18 protein-coding genes are annotated in these 16,715 nt (G+C 40.4%); 6 read left to right on the top strand and 12 right to left on the bottom strand.

Annotated elements, in window-relative coordinates; all coding sequences use genetic code 11:
* Positions 1-325: 325 nt before the first annotated feature.
* From BA79_RS15205 to BA79_RS15165, 9 genes are all read right to left on the bottom strand, one after another.
* Positions 326-1,600: a hypothetical protein gene (locus BA79_RS15205; protein ID WP_035703710.1), complete on the bottom strand. Its 1,275-nt coding sequence runs from the start codon at positions 1,598-1,600 to the stop codon at positions 326-328.
* 31 nt (positions 1,601-1,631) lie between these two features.
* Positions 1,632-2,201 (bottom strand): hypothetical protein, encoded by a 570-nt coding sequence (locus BA79_RS15200; RefSeq protein ID WP_035703708.1) that lies wholly within the window; start codon positions 2,199-2,201, stop codon positions 1,632-1,634.
* A 241-nt stretch (positions 2,202-2,442) separates the two neighbouring features.
* Positions 2,443-3,273: a DNA alkylation repair protein gene (locus BA79_RS15195; RefSeq protein ID WP_035703706.1), complete on the bottom strand. Its 831-nt coding sequence runs from the start codon at positions 3,271-3,273 to the stop codon at positions 2,443-2,445.
* 174 nt (positions 3,274-3,447) lie between these two features.
* On the bottom strand, positions 3,448-4,638 hold the full coding sequence (locus tag BA79_RS15190; RefSeq protein ID WP_035703704.1) for an MFS transporter: 1,191 nt from the start codon (positions 4,636-4,638) through the stop codon (positions 3,448-3,450).
* Between the two features lie 26 nt (positions 4,639-4,664).
* The gene (locus BA79_RS15185; RefSeq protein WP_248596545.1) at positions 4,665-4,862 is read right to left on the bottom strand and encodes a GyrI-like domain-containing protein; all 198 of its coding nucleotides are present in this window, start codon (positions 4,860-4,862) and stop codon (positions 4,665-4,667) included.
* A 228-nt stretch (positions 4,863-5,090) separates the two neighbouring features.
* Positions 5,091-5,609 carry a hypothetical protein gene (locus BA79_RS15180; protein ID WP_035703703.1) on the bottom strand — a complete coding sequence of 173 codons (519 nt, stop codon included), beginning with the start codon at positions 5,607-5,609 and terminating at the stop codon, positions 5,091-5,093.
* Between the two features lie 26 nt (positions 5,610-5,635).
* Positions 5,636-6,046, bottom strand: a complete 411-nt coding sequence (locus BA79_RS15175; protein ID WP_081827006.1) for a DUF6508 domain-containing protein — start codon at positions 6,044-6,046, stop codon at positions 5,636-5,638.
* 121 nt (positions 6,047-6,167) lie between these two features.
* Entirely contained in the window at positions 6,168-7,553 is a 1,386-nt protein-coding gene (rlmD, locus tag BA79_RS15170) for a 23S rRNA (uracil(1939)-C(5))-methyltransferase RlmD (RefSeq protein WP_017358803.1), read from the bottom strand.
* Positions 7,554-7,655: 102 nt separating this feature from the next.
* On the bottom strand, positions 7,656-8,525 hold the full coding sequence (locus BA79_RS15165) for a DNA-3-methyladenine glycosylase family protein (protein WP_035703699.1): 870 nt from the start codon (positions 8,523-8,525) through the stop codon (positions 7,656-7,658).
* 431 nt (positions 8,526-8,956) lie between these two features.
* Between BA79_RS15165 and BA79_RS15160 the strand changes: the two genes are divergently transcribed.
* From BA79_RS15160 to BA79_RS15150, 3 genes are all read left to right on the top strand, one after another.
* Entirely contained in the window at positions 8,957-9,469 is a 513-nt protein-coding gene (locus BA79_RS15160) for a hypothetical protein (RefSeq protein WP_008341732.1), read from the top strand.
* A 131-nt stretch (positions 9,470-9,600) separates the two neighbouring features.
* Positions 9,601-10,560 carry a magnesium/cobalt transporter CorA gene (gene corA / locus BA79_RS15155; protein WP_035703696.1) on the top strand — a complete coding sequence of 320 codons (960 nt, stop codon included), beginning with the start codon at positions 9,601-9,603 and terminating at the stop codon, positions 10,558-10,560.
* Positions 10,561-10,593: 33 nt separating this feature from the next.
* Positions 10,594-11,088, top strand: coding sequence for a DUF2716 domain-containing protein (locus BA79_RS15150; protein WP_035703694.1), 495 nt, complete (start codon positions 10,594-10,596; stop codon positions 11,086-11,088).
* Between the two features lie 233 nt (positions 11,089-11,321).
* On the opposite strand, the gene pdaA is transcribed toward BA79_RS15150, so the two are convergent.
* Entirely contained in the window at positions 11,322-12,113 is a 792-nt protein-coding gene (gene pdaA / locus BA79_RS15145; RefSeq protein WP_035703693.1) for a delta-lactam-biosynthetic de-N-acetylase, read from the bottom strand.
* Positions 12,114-12,214: 101 nt separating this feature from the next.
* Positions 12,215-12,406, bottom strand: a complete 192-nt coding sequence (locus tag BA79_RS15140) for an SE1561 family protein (protein WP_003218031.1) — start codon at positions 12,404-12,406, stop codon at positions 12,215-12,217.
* A 147-nt stretch (positions 12,407-12,553) separates the two neighbouring features.
* Between BA79_RS15140 and yfkAB the strand changes: the two genes are divergently transcribed.
* From yfkAB to BA79_RS15125, 3 genes are all read left to right on the top strand, one after another.
* Positions 12,554-13,675: a radical SAM/CxCxxxxC motif protein YfkAB gene (gene yfkAB, locus BA79_RS15135; RefSeq protein ID WP_017358799.1), complete on the top strand. Its 1,122-nt coding sequence runs from the start codon at positions 12,554-12,556 to the stop codon at positions 13,673-13,675.
* A 7-nt stretch (positions 13,676-13,682) separates the two neighbouring features.
* Entirely contained in the window at positions 13,683-14,519 is an 837-nt protein-coding gene (locus BA79_RS15130) for a mechanosensitive ion channel family protein (RefSeq protein ID WP_035703689.1), read from the top strand.
* Positions 14,520-14,806: 287 nt separating this feature from the next.
* Complete coding sequence (locus tag BA79_RS15125) at positions 14,807-15,526, top strand: YebC/PmpR family DNA-binding transcriptional regulator (protein ID WP_007496614.1); 720 nt, start codon at positions 14,807-14,809, stop codon at positions 15,524-15,526.
* Positions 15,527-15,900: 374 nt separating this feature from the next.
* Here BA79_RS15125 and BA79_RS15120 read toward each other — a convergent pair whose 3' ends face one another.
* Positions 15,901-16,683 (bottom strand): YfkD famly protein, encoded by a 783-nt coding sequence (locus tag BA79_RS15120; RefSeq protein WP_017366830.1) that lies wholly within the window; start codon positions 16,681-16,683, stop codon positions 15,901-15,903.
* Positions 16,684-16,715 lie beyond the last annotated feature (32 nt).

Genomic DNA, 16,715 nt, shown 5'->3' with positions numbered 1-16,715 from the left:
AAAACAAACGGAACCAACTCATCATATGATCTCGGTACACGTATTTTCGCATACGGCTTGAGACATGATCACTCACTTTTTAGACTTGATACTGTAGATCAACTGTACTGTCACGAATGTTTAATATGTATAACGTTTCCTATGTCTTCTCATTGACTCCACCACGAATCCAAACAATGGACCTATGATCATATTCTTACCTGTTTTCTTTCGTGATGAAACGACAACTTCCTGCTACAATATTCCATTTTTCTGCAAAAAAGAGGGAGATGGGACAAAAAAAAGAACAGCACTGACTGTTCTTTCAATAGCGTAAAGTGCCAATTCAAATATCCTGTAAAGGAATGACTTCCCCGCTCACTGCATCCACTCCATCATGACAATCTAGTTTTCCACATAAGACATACTGCTTTTCTGTAAAATCATATACATAGATGGGGGTCAGCTCTAACCGATCTTTTAATTTTTCGAAGGCTTCTTGTTTTGTCAGGGTGATTTCGCCAGGGGGGTGGAGTTCATCCAACATGCCACACTCCTTAAACATTTCTTTTCTATCTATGTAATTAACGGCTTCAAATGTAAGGGCATCAATGAATATCAAGATTTTATCTGTAAGCAAGCTTTTCTCTTGTCTATTTGCTTTTACTGTTGCATGAATGTAATGATCACGATGAAGAGAAATGCAAACCCATTTTCCGGTGTCGTTAGGATATTCCTGACTCAACAATTTTTGAACTGCTTTCAAACACTTATCTTTTTCTTCCTCTGTTATGGGCATTGTATCTGGTGAGGGTTCAATTGAAAAGGCTTGATCATCTGAGATGTCTTCTTGAATATTTAATTCCTTTCTTACAAAAGGTTCAGTTATTGGTTCATCCCATTTGATGATTTGGTTGATATTGAGACATTGATGTTCCTGTATCGTACCTTCAAACGAGAGGATTCCGGTTCCATCATTCTTTACATACACTTCTTCTAACGCATAAATTGGACGAATTTTATTCTGATCAAAAGAAGGCCATTCGATTCGTTGCACTTGCTGAAGGGCTAAGCTTTCAATCTTCTCAATGAGCAGCGTATATTTTTCAGCCCTGTGCTTTTTTATAGAAACAAATGGGCCGTGAAGAACAAAGTAAATGAGTTGTCCATGTTCATCCCATTTCACATCAATCATGCCCGAAGGGGTCACTGGTACACCAGCAATTTTTTCTTCAAAAATAAGCTCCCCTTTCTCCTCTTTATGCAAGTGAAAGTGCTCTCCATATATCAACCCTGTTTCTTGTTCAATCCATTTGATGGCGTCATTCTGGCCGCTATCAAAGCACACACCCTCCTTTGCATATGTTTTACCCCTGACAAAAACAGCACTCTCAACCTTTCCTGTATTCAAATTCACTTCTATCACGGCTGTGCCATCCGGATTTAAATCTTCGTCCACAGGTATCGTTTCATGTGGAGGAAACCATTCCATACACAATTTATAAATTGTTTCATTAAACATATTCACATTTCGGTAATACTCGTAGTTTTTTAAACGATAATCATCTAAGCCGAACTTCTTTCTTGTATCATCTATTAGATGCTGTAGAGTTTCATTCATTTGTTTCACCTCAATCTGTTAAGTGATTATCTTATGGAAGGACGAATATGACGATAAAAACGAATAGGATGATAGCTGATAAAAGGCCTAAAACCAAACCCATCATATTTGATTCCTTTGTATACCCTTTTAATTCGTGTTCCTCAGTAGATCGATCAATTTTTCTAAAGCGAAAAAGCATGCTTACATTCATAATAACTAGAAACATAGCCACTAAGAAAAATAGAAATGCAGGTTGTATTTCAAAGAATGGGTTCGTTACATCTCGGAAGCTAAATGACTGAAAAAACATCAGACCACTCAACACTACTCTCGAAATATTTTCTGTTCTCTGTTCTTTCTCCCACTCTTTTCCTAACTTCTCTTTTTCATAAATAGCTACCTGCTCAAAAATGGGAATGATAGATTTTGTTGATTTCCTTTTAAAAAATCCTAAAATACTTTGAAAGAGCATGACAATTCCTAGACAAAAAAACAAATGAGTTAATTGAATATGTAAGAATTGAAAAAAGATTGAAAACGTCACGATCATGATGCCAGCTATTAAATTACATGTGACTAATTGGTTTGTTCTCATTTTTTTCAGTGCTACTTGTTCCATACAATACTCCTCTCCTTCTCTATTGGTTCTAATAAAAGCTCTATCTGTACTACGTTTTTATCGGAAAAACGTTTCAATATTTTTCCTTTCTATTGTGAATTTGGTTTTTCACACACGAAAAAAGTAAAGAGTAATTCCCTTTACTTTTTCGCTTGCCTCTATGGGTTTAGTCCTATTCTCAAACCGCTGAATTGACTGCTTACTCATTTTCATGGACTGTCTAATCAGTTGATATTAGTGTTTAAAAATTTCCCTTCACAATCGTTCTTTTGGCTTTCTTGACAATTCTGCTAGTTGCTTTTGTATCAGAATCCTTTAACCACTGTTCACACAGGGTTATGACCCAATTTGGTTGTGTTTTACTAGCGTCATTGAGCCAGTTTCCTACAGAATCTTGAACATATGTTGATGGATCAGATTTGAGCAAATCTAGAATAGGCTGTGCCCTCATTGGCTCTTGTTTTAATGACTCAATATGCTTTGTCCAAACACCTCTTGGGCGAATAGCTTCTACTGAGAATCGGCGAATATTTTCATCTTTACTTTTAGCCCATGCTGTTAAATGTTCTATACTTTGATCGAGCTGATCCGTTAGGCTTTCTCTCACTGACATCCACGCAATTTCTCGAACTCCAAAATGAGGATCAGCTGCAAATGGTTGAATGTACGCCAATTTCTCTTCCAAAGTTGATAAACGGTGTTTGTTCATATAAGCAGCCCAACAGCGGACGCTATCAGATACATGGTGAGTAAACGCCTGTAGCACTTCCGTTTGTTTTTCCCCATTCTCTTTCTGTAGCCATTCATCTAACAATTGACCGATGAGACGAATTGCTTTCATTCCAGACTCAGCCTTTTGTTGAGTGATCTTAGATGTTAAACCGTCTAAATGATGGTCTAAACCAACGGATGGCAAAACATGACGTAATAACGTCATATGATTGACAGCCAGCCATTCAGTTAAATTCACACTCTCTATTTTTCCTTGATTCAAAAGGAACAAGACGTCATGAGGGATATCAGTCCCCTTTCGAGCGCCTTTTCGATTGATGATCTCTTCGCTTATTTGCATTTATTTTCTCTCCTCGTCTAGTGGTGCTTTTGTTTGATATTCATCGTTTTTAAAAGAAAATCTTTGGATATTGCCCCCTATTGTATCAAATAAACAACTTTACTGGTGCATTCTTCAAATCAAAAAGGAACTACCTGAAATAAGTAGTCCCTTCCATACAAAATTGAATTTAAGTTACCTTCCTTGCAAGATCACCTTCAAACTCTTATGTTGAGAAAATAATCGGTCAAACGCCACCATGAGAATGGTCATGAGTAACGCAAGGAAAACCGTACCGGCGCTGAGCCAGCTTAGGTTCAATACAGAGGTTCCGTTTAACACAATCCCCCCTAAACCCGATCCTAAAGCAAATCCGAATTGAATAAATGATGTATTAACACTTAATGCGATATCAGGAGATTTTGGAACAAGGGTTACAAGATATAGCTGCTGCGCTGGTGATGTACTCCATGTAGCGATCATCCATATCATGATAACAGCCACCATGACCACGAGATTCCCTGTGACAAATGCTAGTAGCATGAGCATCAAGATTTGCAAGATGATGCCAGAAAAAATCGTGAAGATGGGTCCTTTTTTATCTGCTGCCATCCCTCCAAGGCTTGATCCTAAAAAGCTGCATATTCCCGCTAGTAACAAAATGCCACTGATTTCTGTGATGCTTAGGTTGGCTGATGCTTGCAGGAAGGGCGTTAAATAGGTAAATAAAGTCGAATATCCCCCTACATAGAATAACGTGACTGCCACTGCAAGCAATATTCGCTTGTCTTTTAAAATCGATAATTGCATACGAAGCGTCACCGGTTCTTGTTCTTTCATAGAAGGGATCCGCCTATACACCACAATCAGCGGAATAAGCGTGATCACTCCAATGGCTGCGAATAATGCTTTCCATCCGATCATACTGCTTAGAAATGTCCCGATTGGAACGCCTAAAACCAAGGAGCTGCTTAATCCCATTAAAATGATGCCAATGGCTGTTCCTCTTTTTTCCCGTTCTACAAGACGAGTTGCAACCGCCATCGCCACTACAATCGCCGTTCCCCCACTGATTCCTTGTAAAATTCTTGTGATCATGACCATTTCAAACGAATGGCTGATACTTGTGATGAAGTTACTTAAAATAAAAATGATCAGCGTCCATGTTAATATTTTTCTGCGGTCCATATTGATGGTTAGTGCGATGACAATCGGTGCACCGATTGCGGCCGAAAGTGCTAAAGATGTGACCAATAAGCCAGCAGTAGACGTTGTGACATGTAAATCATGTGCGACCATTTGAATAATGCCCGTAATGATGTATTCGATCGTTCCGATTAAAAAAGCTGCTAAAGCAAGTAAATAGACAACGGTTTTATTTTGCATCGTGACGTTTCTCCTTTGGGCCATGTTTACGATTTGATTTCATTCTTAATAGGAATTTGAATTTCAATGAGTCTGCCTTCTTCATTTTCTGACAATGGGTAATAGATTTCTCGGCCCGGCTGATCATCTTTCACGCGGTATCCGTTATGTTCGATCCATGTCGCCAGGTCAACACAAGCAGTTTGTGCGGATGGAGAATGTGAATGAAATAAGAGTGTTGCCATGGTGTCTTCTGCAGGTAACGTGCGAATTGTCATTCCCTGAGGAAGAGAGCACCTTAACGATTTGACGGAATACCCCACCTCAAATTCAAAACATCCTGCATCTCCTCCGATTTGTTGATCTGATCACAGTATAAACCTTTCAGTTAAGGGGAAGGTCAACATGAAGTTGATTAAATTTATCAAAAGCACGAAAAAACCTAGATTTCTCTAAAATCTAGGTTTTGCTCATTATCCTACTATTTTTTCTAACAATCCCATCTCTTCAACAATCTTTATATCATCCATAAATCGTTGCAAACTTACTTTATGCTCTTTCTTTTGTAAATCTGTTGAATAACCTAAGCATAGATTAAAAATACAATCTAACCTTTGTCCGACTCCACTATAAAAATAATTCGTCAATATTCCATTATTTTCACTTGCAAGAACCACAACTGTAGCGATCTCTAATACATATTCTATATCTTCTATAGAAATCGTTTGATCCTTTTTCTTAGCAGTCATGAATTCATGACTATGAATAGAGCGAATCCTACCTTCAAGTAAATTGAGTATAGACCTTTTATAGATGACATACACACTGTGAATATGATGTTTATCAGGACAATAGGGATCTTGTAAAATGAATTTTATACGTTCATCTTCTTTTTCCATTTTTATTGCATCAAGATCATATAATAAAATATGATCAATTTCTTCTATTTTCATAGGAGGAAACATGTGGGATACATCTGTTTTGTTTTTCAATTGATCACCCCGAAATCTAGTCTCTCTTACTCCAAACGTTCCAATCTTTCAAGCCACTTGACAATAGCTCCGTTTTTAAAGAAATCGAGTATGACACCCTCGCAAAATCGTTCAGCTCTCAGAACCCCCATGATGAGAGCCAGTACACACTGCGAATTTAAATTGGAAGCGTCCACATCCTCCATGTCGTTCATTCCCCATTCAATTCCATTTTCTTTGAGGATCTCTCTATAGCGGGTAATCTCCAGTTCTTGATGCTGTTCTGCAAATGTATAGACATCCTCGATAAAACGACGGACCGTTTCGGAATAATTCACATAGGGCATCTGAATCGGGTGTTCCGCTGTTCCGTCATTTTCTTGATCTATGACCCATTCACCAATACCATTGCCCTGAAGCAAAGGGATATAGTTAGTTAGAATCTCAAATTGACTCAACCTCATCCTCCTCCATTCCTTTGATCGACATCTCTGAATAAGTTGATAAAAAAAGTCCGTGATGATCCTACAAGCTAGAAGCCAGTATTCAAATCACGGACCGTTTTATTCATTTCACTTTTTATACTCTAACCATCGATACCACGGTCTCCACATGCGCCGTATGCGGAAACATATCCACTGGCTGCATGTATTCGATTTTGTAGTCTTTTGACATGTATTCGAGGTCTTTTGCTAGTGTAGATGGGTTGCAAGAGACGTAGACAAAGCGTTTTGGTTTGACTTGTTTGACGGTGTCTAGGAAAGTGCGTTCGCAGCCTGTTCTTGGCGGGTCGACGACGATAACATCGGGACGGAAGCCTTCTTTAACCCATTTTGGCAGCCAGTGTTCGGCTGTGCCTGTCACATAAGTCGCGTTTTTCATGCCGTGTTTTTTGGCATTTTTCTTCGCGTCATCAATTGATTCTTTGATGACATCCATACCTCTTACTTCTTTTGCGCCATCTGAGATCCACATTCCAATGGTTCCAACACCGCAATACGCATCGACGACCTTTTCTTTGCCAGTCAGTTTGGCCGCTTTTTTCGCTTCGTCGTAAAGCTTTAATGTCTGCTTCGGATTCAATTGGAAGAAAGCCCGTGCACTCAATTCAAATGAGACGTCTCCTAAAAATTCTTGGATGACCATGTTGCCAGCTAGGTGCGATGTTTTATGCCCAAAGATGACTGACGTTTTTTCGCCATTGATATTGTGCATAATAGACGTCACTTCTGGCAGACGTTTTTGGATGGCTTCGGCGATTTCTTTTTTCTTTGGAAACTCAGGCTTTGATGTGACAAGGACGACTTGTACTTCACCTGTTTCAAAGCCGACACGCACAACAATCGAGCGCACGTCGCCTTTTCTTGTCCGCTCGTTGTAGACAGATACGCCGAATTTCTCTAAAATTTTGCGGACGACGCCTGTTGTTTTGTTCGTTTTCGGATGCTGGACGATACATTCCTTGATCGGAACAAGTTTATGAGAATTCAGCCCATAAAGCCCTGCGATGATGTCGCCGCTATGTGATCTTCCGACTTGGAACTGACTTTTATTTCGGTAGTGCCACGGATCTTCCATACCGATTGTTGGTCTAATGTCGATCTTTTCAACCGACAGCTTTGTATGACGCTCCATTGATTGAATGACAATATCGCGTTTTTCCTTTAGCTGCTGCTCGTATGCCAAATGCTGAAGCTGACAGCCTCCGCACTCTTCGTATACTGGGCACGGCGGTTTGACTCGATGTTCTGAGCGCTTGCGGACTTTCCTCACCGTACCTTCTGCATATTTCGCTTGAACATTCGTTGCTTCAACTACTACTTCCTCACCTGGAAGTGCACCTGGGACAAAGACCACTTGCTTTTTAAAATAACCGACCCCTTCCCCATTGATGCCAAGGCGTTTAATGGTAAGCGGGAACTGCTGCCCTTTTTGCAGAAGGGCTCCTTGCTGTTTTTCTTTCACGTTTATTCTCTCCGTTCTATTTAAACCTTTATCGGTTGTCCTCATTTTATTCCATCTGAATAGTATATCACGACTTGGACGAAGAGCGAAAATGCCTTTCAATTAATTATCTGTCTCTATACTTCTCCATAAATAAAGGGAGGCGTAGCTTAAATACGGTGCCCACTCCTTGCTTAAAACTGCCATCTCTTCTTTTGTTGGCTTTTCTGGCAGGTCAAAGTGACGTTTGATCGCATTTTGAATCCCGATATCTGCCATTGGAAAGAGATTTGGTCTTCCAAGTCCATTCATGAGGACATTTTGAACCGTCCAAGGTCCAATCCCTCTAATCGGAAGCAGACGTTCTTCAATTTCAATATCCGGTAAGTCGTGTAATTCTTCTAAATCCAGAGAGCCGCTCACTATTCGCTTTGAGACATCAATGACATATTCCGCTTTTCGCTGACTGAATTGCAGTTTTCTCAAATCGTCGGTTTCAAGTGATGCAATGGTATCCGGTAAAGGGTCAAACCAGACGCCGTCGATTTGCTCACCATACGTATGAACAAACCGTTTCGTCAGCTCATAAGCAAATGCAAGATTGAGCTGCTGATGAATGATGCATTTCATCAGGCAATGATATAGATGGAAATCCAGCATAAGCGGCGTTCCGATATGACGTTCAAAAATGGGCGCAAGATTTGTTTGAGCAAAATGGTCATGCACGGCATGTAATTGATGCTCCATGCCAAATATCCGCTTCACCTCAGAAAGAATGGCTTCCTCCGGTCCGTTAGCCTGTACCCGGAACGAAGGCGCTTCTTTTGTTCCTGTCGCTTGAACGACTGCAACGTACGGTTTATGATTCAGCCTCATCGGTACTTTGATTTCTCTTTTATCCAGATCGACCGCCTTTAATGGATCGCTCGACAAACGTCTCAGCACTTGATCGAAGTGATAGGGCGGTTCAACCAATAGGTGTTTTTCCCACATGTTTTTCCTCTTCCTTTCTGCCAACACGCAGATGTGATTGTTTCACTTTGCATGAATGATTCTCTATATTGAATACTTTTAAATATAAAGAGTACAAGAATTTATCAGTTATATCTTCCTTATTTATGGTCATTCTCCTTTTGGATAGATGAAAATTTTTAGTCGAATTCAGCTAAAATTCGACAGCAATCTTCAACATTTTAGGATCATTTTCCTTAAATTAGAAATAGAACCTATGGGTGATATCTTCTATTCCAAAAATATTTGTATAATTATGACATATCAAGGAGGTGAACAAAGGAATTAGCGGATTAGGCAATCATTTGTTTCATCTTGCAGGAACATATTTACCTCATTGATAACCGGCTTCACCTAGTTTCACGTTTTACTAAAAGAAGACCCAAAATTTAAAAACAAAGGAGATCCGACCAATGAAAAAAACAATTCTTTCTGTTGCCCTTGCCACTGCTGTTTCTTCGACACTACCAGTATTCGCTGACGCTGCTGAAAAAACATCATCAGCACCCGTCTCTACTACACTACAGCAAACTGTTTTAAACAAAGCTGCTGAAGGTAAAGCTGGAACTAAAGCTAGTCCTAATGTTAACGTCAATTTCGATGTCCTTGGAATTGCCAATGCAATCATTAACGCAGTAAATGCAAATGCCAACCGTTCTGGATTCGTTAAAGGTGTAATGGAAAGCACATTCTATGCTGCTGGCGGCAGATATAACGTCATGGTCTTTAACCTAAGCCAGAACTATGAAGACCGCTTTAATGGCGTGAAAACTTTCGCTACTGCTAACCTTGGTAATGTTGTTTACGGTATTTGGGTTTTTGAAAGCGGTACATTTAAAAACAACGGCGATGGTGGCTGGGATAACTGGGCATTTAGAGGCTGGTTTGACCGTCAAAATAAATTCGTTACGTTCCATCGTCCTTAATTCTCGCTTTATCCATCAATCATACACGCACATTGGACCGATCTCAGCGATGAGATCGGCTTTTTTATGGTGAAAACGTATAAGTTCACCGCTGCTGCTTCATGATATAATGCAAGTCTGGAGGGGTACACATGCTGAAAAAACTTGCAGTGACAAAAAACGGCGACTTGATTGAACATGCAACATTGCAGCAGCTTTCAAGCCCCGATATTGCCTGGTATTGGATTGATTTTTATGCGCCAACGGAAAAGGAAGCAGCACTGTTAAAGGAATTTTTTCAGTTCCATCCGCTTGCGATTGAAGATTGCTTCCATTATTTACAGCGGCCGAAGCTTGATTTTTATGAAGGGTATTTATTTTTCGTTCTTCATGCCCTCAATCAAAAAACACTTCGATCTGAGGAAGTCGACCTGTTTGTTGGAGAAAACTATATCGTTACTTTTCATTTGAAGGAAGCACCCTACATTGATCGAGTCATTCGAAAGCTCAAAGGGTCTGATAAAGCACGAGAGAGCGGTCCAGAGCATATGGCTTATATGCTGATTGACCAGCTCGTCGATGATTATTTTCCTATTATTTATCAAATTGAGGACAGGCTCAATGAAATCGAGGATGAAGAAGGGCATAAAACGTATGGTACATTAATGAACGAAGTATTCGGGATTCGATCCGATTTGCTCAAACTGCGCAGAACCATTATCCCGATGAGGGACCTCTTATATCGAATTGTGAACACGAATATGATGAAAAGCGATGCAAACCGGCAAGCATATTTTAATGATATTTATGATCATATATTGAAACTAACAGAGATCGTTGAGTCAAACCGTGATATGACAGCCGATTTACGAGACAGCTATCAAACACTAAATTCCAATCGAATGAATGCCATCATGATGACACTGACCATTGTCTCGACGATTTTTATTCCACTAACCTTTATTGTTGGGGTATATGGGATGAACTTTGATAACATGCCTGAATTACACTGGAAATATGGCTATTTTGGCGTACTGATTTTCATGGGTTTGCTTGTCTCAGGGATGCTTTTGTGGTTTAAACATAAAGGATGGTTTAGGATTTTCAAATAGTTTTTTGAGAGAAGTGCTTGAAAGGGAGATACTATGGAGAACTGGATTCCACTGACAGACAAAGAACTAAAATCCGCATGGAAGACATTTGATCAAAAGTTTAAATTTAACCCAAGCATCTCTCGCTTTCCAGGTTTTCAAGCACCATCTCCTTACATCACATATGATATCTCTGCTTATTTCGAGGACCCTTCTCTCCTAAGTGCGGATGAAGACCTTGAAAAGAAGGCACTGCTGTCTTTTCAGGAGAATATCACCGGAACGGACGAATATATGCAGGTACTTGATTGGCAGCACGAATGCTATTGGATCACACCATACGGCTCATTTGAAAAAGATGAATTTGGAGAATGGAGAGTTCCTGTGCTCCCAAATGGAGATGACTATTTCTTTTTATCAAAAGAGATGACCTGGGGTTTACTAGGACATCCTTGGGAGCAAAGCATCACGATTTTCGGTGAGGGCTTGATTGACTCCTTTACTCGTCATCGTCCCCTTTTGTTCCAGCGTATAATAAGAGAAGGATAATTCAAAAAGCTTGCAGATGTCTGCAAGCTTAATATTGTTGACAAAGGGCTAAAATGTTGTTTATTTTAGCCCTTTGTCTTCTTTTCAGCGTGATAGAAAACCTTTGCAGTCTAGGAAGGACGAGTACTGGCGCGGAGCGAATGTCACATTCGTGAGCACCAGCACGCAGGACTGACACCGAATGCGAGGGTTTGGCTACACGCTGAAGCTTGCAGATGTCTGCAAGCTTTTTTCTATAGCTGAGGGAGATGCCATACTTTTTCAAGCATGAGATCGTCTAAGCTTTTAAAGGTATATCCTTGTTTTTTTAAAGCAGTGATGGCATCATCAAGTGCCTCGGCATTGTCCCTTGAGACGGTATGAAGTAAGTAAATGGCACCCGGATGCGCCTGTTTCATCATTTGATTGTACGCATACTGTTTTCCTTTTTGATGGTGGATATGCCAATCTACAAACGCTACTGACCAGAAAACGGTTTGGTAGCCAAGCTGTTTCGTTTCCTTTAGTACCCTTTCACTGAACACCCCGCGCGGTGGACGAAGGTAGAGGTTATCTTGTTTTCCTGTGATTTTGTATACCGCTTCATTGACACGATCTAGCTCTTCTTTGATTTCTTTCGTGCTCTTTGTTGTTAAATCTGGATGGTGATAGGAATGGTTGCCAATAATATGACCTTCCTCTGCCATACGTTTGACGAGCTTGGGCTGGTCCTTTACGAAGTGCCCAGTCACAAAAAAGGTGCCTGGTACTTGATGCTTTTTCAGCACGTCCAAGATTTTGGGTGTGTACCCATTTTCATAGCCATTATCGAAAGTAAAATAAATCTCTTTCTTTTTCGTATTTCCTAAATAGAAAGCATCATATTTCTTTAAGAGTGTCGTCAGTTCCTTGCCGGCATCTGCTGGCTTGTGCTCTTTGCTTTTAGCAAATCCCCAATGAATTGGCTGATTAGACACGGCTTCTAGTTTTGAAAAAGGCATCGATACAAAAAGCGCACATAAACAGATCAGTATGCATTTTTTCATTTACGTCACTTCCCGGTTTTTCTTCTATTGTGCAGATTATACCGGGTACTCATACACTTTTTGACCTGCCAATTTAAAGAAAAAAGCTCGCACTGTGCGAGCTATTCTTCCTTCCAATCGGTTTTAAACCGTTCATATTTCGCTTCTAGGTCGTCAATCATCTGGATCAGTCTGTCTATATCCTCAACGTCTGTGGATTCAGGATCTAATGAATCAATCACATTCATAAACATATCTAATCGGTTCTTTAAATAATCAACCTGCTGCTCTTTGCTGTCTGCTGCCTTGCCCATAGATACACTCCCTTTAGCATTTGTTTATAGCTTATCTTTTTTTCCTTTGTAAATCAATTGGGTCCCCTCTTGCGTATAACGGTGATGGGGCTTAAAATTAACTGTTGGCGGGTCTATGTTTGCCCGAATGAAAAGGAGATAGATACCATGAACCAAAAAACAGCACTTCGTCCGATTACACCTGCATTCGACCCTTGGGAAGCCTATCTCGATGTGCAGGATTACGGAGAAATGAAGCTGACAAATATTGAATTGACGACAACGACGTTGTGTAACATGAGATGTGAGCACTGTGCGGTTGGCTATACGCTTCAGCCTAAAGATCCGAATGCACTGCCACTCGATTTACTGCTTCGCCGTTTAGATGAAGTACCGCTCTTGCGTTCCCTTAGCATTACAGGAGGAGAGCCGATGCTGTCTCTGAAATCTGTACGGGAATATGTCGTTCCTTTATTAAAGTATGCCCATGAACGCGGCGTCCGTACCCAAATTAATTCGAATTTAACGCTTGATTTGGCTCGATATGAAGAGATTATTCCATACTTGGATGTCCTACACATTTCACATAACTGGGGAACAGTCGAAGAGTTTGCTACGGTTGGTTTTGCAATGATGGACCGAAAGCCAACCTTTGAGCAGCGTGAGAAATTGTTTAACCGCATGATTGAGAATAGTCAAGCACTTGTGAAAGCGGGTGTAACCGTATCTGCTGAAACGATGCTGAATAAGCGTACGCTTCCTTATATTGAACACATCCATCGTCAAATCGTGGACGAGATGAAATGCCAGCGTCACGAAGTTCATCCGATGTATCCAAGTGATTTTGCCAGCGCCCTTGAATCATTGTCGCTTCCGCAAATGCGGGATGCGATTCATCAGCTGCTCGATGTTCGTGATGAGAACACTTGGATGCTGTTTGGCACATTGCCATTTTATTCATGCAGCACAGATGAAGAAGACCAGCGCCTCTTGACTCGATTGCGTCAAGCGAAAAATGTGACAGTACGAAATGACCCTGATGGCCGTTCACGGTTGAATGTGAATATTTTTGATGGGAATATTATTGTGACAGACTTTGGCGATACACCGCCATTAGGAAATATTGAAACCGATACGTTGCAATCAGCTTATACACGCTGGATGAACACAAAATTGGCAAAAGAACTGAATTGTCATTGCCCAAGTGTGCAATGCCTTGGTCCGAATGTTCTTGTGAAAAACAGTTATTATCAAGATGTTGATTTTACTTCTCGTACAGCCAGGGGGTAACCGATAGATGGACGAAACATTTCTGACAGTGGTCAAGAACAAATACATTGAAATTCTCCTTGTTGGACTCATTCTTTGGCTTGCCGTCTTTATGATCAACAAAGCGCTTCAGATTTTCTTTAAACGAACTGAATTCATTGAAGATAAAAAGAAAAAAACGATTGAGAGCTTGGTCAAATCGGTTTCAAAGTATACAGCTTCCATATGTTTTGTCTTATATGTGGTTTCTCTATTCTTTCATGACTTTGGGAAAATCCTTGCGGGGGCTGGTGTTGCTGGAATTGTCATTGGTTTTGGTGCTCAGACCTTAATTCGTGACATTTTAGCTGGCATCTTCCTCATTTATGAACGTCAAATTCATAAAGGTGACTATGTGACGGTCAATAATCTTTTTAACGGAACCATTGAAGAAATTGGTCTCCGGTCTCTGCAAATTAGAGAATGGAGCGGCAAGCTGTTAACCATTTCAAACGGAGACATTCGTCAAATCCAAAACTACAATATGCACTACATGCGTATCACAGAGTCAGTCTTGATCAGCGCAAACCAAAATCCTGACATTGCTTTCAAGGCGCTAGAAACAGCATGTGATCAGTTAAATCAAATGCATCATGATTTACTGAAAAAAGATGAATTCCAAAACGCCATTGAACCTTTTCAGGTTCATGGCATTATGGGGCTCAATAAATTGAATCGCGGGATTGAGATCACCGTAAAAGGAATGGTCGAGGATGAAAAATACTTCGAAGCCGCCCTCGCTGTGCGAAAAGAAATGATCACACAACTTCATCAGCATGATGTGAAATTGCTTGAGGATCTCGTCTATCCACAGCCTGCAAAATAACCTCATTTGTGATGGGGTTATTTTTTTTGATCACTTTTTGTTCATCATGCATTTAGTTCGCCAGTTAACTAAATACCGGGATCATTTGGTGTGATGAGCTGACTAGACCGCATGAGAAAAATAAGACGCTTGAACAACTTGGACATATCAGCTAAGGAATTCTTTTCTTTTCAGCCCTCTTACTTCTATCCTCTTGACTGATTCATGTATAATAGAAAGCAGATTGATTTCATGCAGCATGGGGACCCTCATACTGTGTATTTACTAAGTGAAAGAGAGTGAATAAGATGGGTCGTAAATGGAACAACATTAAAGAAAAGAAAGCATCAAAGGATGCCAATACAAGTCGTATTTACGCAAAATTCGGGCGTGAAATCTATGTGGCTGCCAAGCAAGGTGAGCCAAATCCAGAATCAAACCAAGCACTTCGTTTTGTCCTAGAACGTGCAAAAACATATAGTGTCCCAAAACACATTGTGGACCGTGCGATTGAAAAAGCAAAAGGCGGCGCAGAAGAGAACTTCGATGAGCTGCGTTACGAAGGATTTGGTCCAAACGGATCTATGGTGATTGTTGATGCCCTGACCAATAACGTCAACCGCACAGCGTCTGATGTTCGTGCAGCATTTGGGAAAAACGGCGGAAATATGGGCGTCAGTGGATCTGTTGCTTACATGTTTGACCAAACAGCGGTGATCGGTGTCGAGGGGAAAAGTGAAGAAGAAACGCTTGAACTTTTAATGGAAGCAGACATTGATGTACGTGACATTATGGAAGAAGATGATACGGTGATCGTCTACGCTGAACCAGATCAATTCCATCAAGTTCAAGAAGCGTTCAAACAGGCAGGCGTAGAAGAATTTACTGTAGCCGAAATCACAATGCTGCCTCAAAACGAAGTGACATTAGATGATGAATCGAAAGCACAATTTGAAAAACTCATCGATGTATTAGAAGAGCTTGAAGACGTGCAGCAGGTTTATCATAATGTGGATTTAGGGGAATAATCAGCTAAGCCATCGTAGTTGTTGGATTCATTCAACTTCTGCGTTGGCTTTTTTATTGTCTAGGTAAGGTTTACGTTCTACTCAAGACCATGTAATATGAAGAAAGAGTCGTTTCCACAAATAACCAAGGAGCTGAGTTTCATTTTTAAAACATGGTGGTTTTCGTATTATGGCTTTATGATCCTCCCTTTTATTGGCCTATGCTTAATTTTCAACAATTTGACGATATTCACTAAAGTCTTTCTCTTTCTTTTCTTTGTATGGTTTTTATATAACGCCTTTGATTTTTACATTCATGAAATGAAAAAGAAAAAAGATAGGACATCTTAATCAAAAAACAGTCATCTCCCCTTGGTAAGAGGAGATGACTGTTTTTAATTCATCCCTTGAAACCCAAACGTCAGGTGATCTTGAACAGGAATCCAAGCGCCGATTCCTTGTGAGGTCACATTTTTCACGACAAGTTTGCGTTTATTTCCCTTGAGCACAAGATACACTTCTCCGTAAGTAACCTTTCCTTTTTCGTTAATGGCTGGAGCGTATGCATGCAGGGTTGCTGCTTTTTTCGGAGATACGTGGTAGGACTGATCTCGCTTTGTTCCTGCACCAATCACTGTGTCGAAGGCGAGCGGAAGTTTTGTTTTTTGGATGGCTTTTTGCATCATCAATGTTTTCACATCTTCTGGGTTTGGAACTTTTGCTGTGAGCCCTCCACTTACTTTTACTTGTTGCTTTTGCACATATTTGCCGATGGCTGTTTTGTTTCCGCCTCTATTATCAATGTGATTCGTGTTCACTTTTTTGTATTCCCAATTGGCGACGGTTTCGTTTGAATCATAGCTGAGTGCCCATCTTCCAAGAAAAATCGTTGCCCTGTAGCCAACTGCTAGCGGTGTACCTGAGATACTGGATTCATTCAGCATTTTAATCAAATGTGTATTTTCAATTGGTACACTTGTTGTTTTAAATAATTCGGCCGTCAGCTCGCTCGGCTGGAGCAGCGGCTGATCTTGTGACGCATTTGGATACGTATTTTCCTTTGAGATACTGGCGACAGACGATGGCACCTTAAACGGCTTTGCTGCCTCGGCTGGAAAGCTGTATAGAAAACTTAAGGATAAGAGAACAACAAACATGATGCGGGGCATCTTTTTCATATCATCACTCTTTCTCATTCATTTTTCCATAG

It is taken from the genome of Bacillus altitudinis 41KF2b (genome assembly GCF_000691145.1).
Classification (GTDB): domain Bacteria; phylum Bacillota; class Bacilli; order Bacillales; family Bacillaceae; genus Bacillus; species Bacillus altitudinis.
The sequence above is the reverse complement of the archived record's forward strand: the minus strand, read 5'-3'. Positions and strand labels throughout refer to the sequence as shown.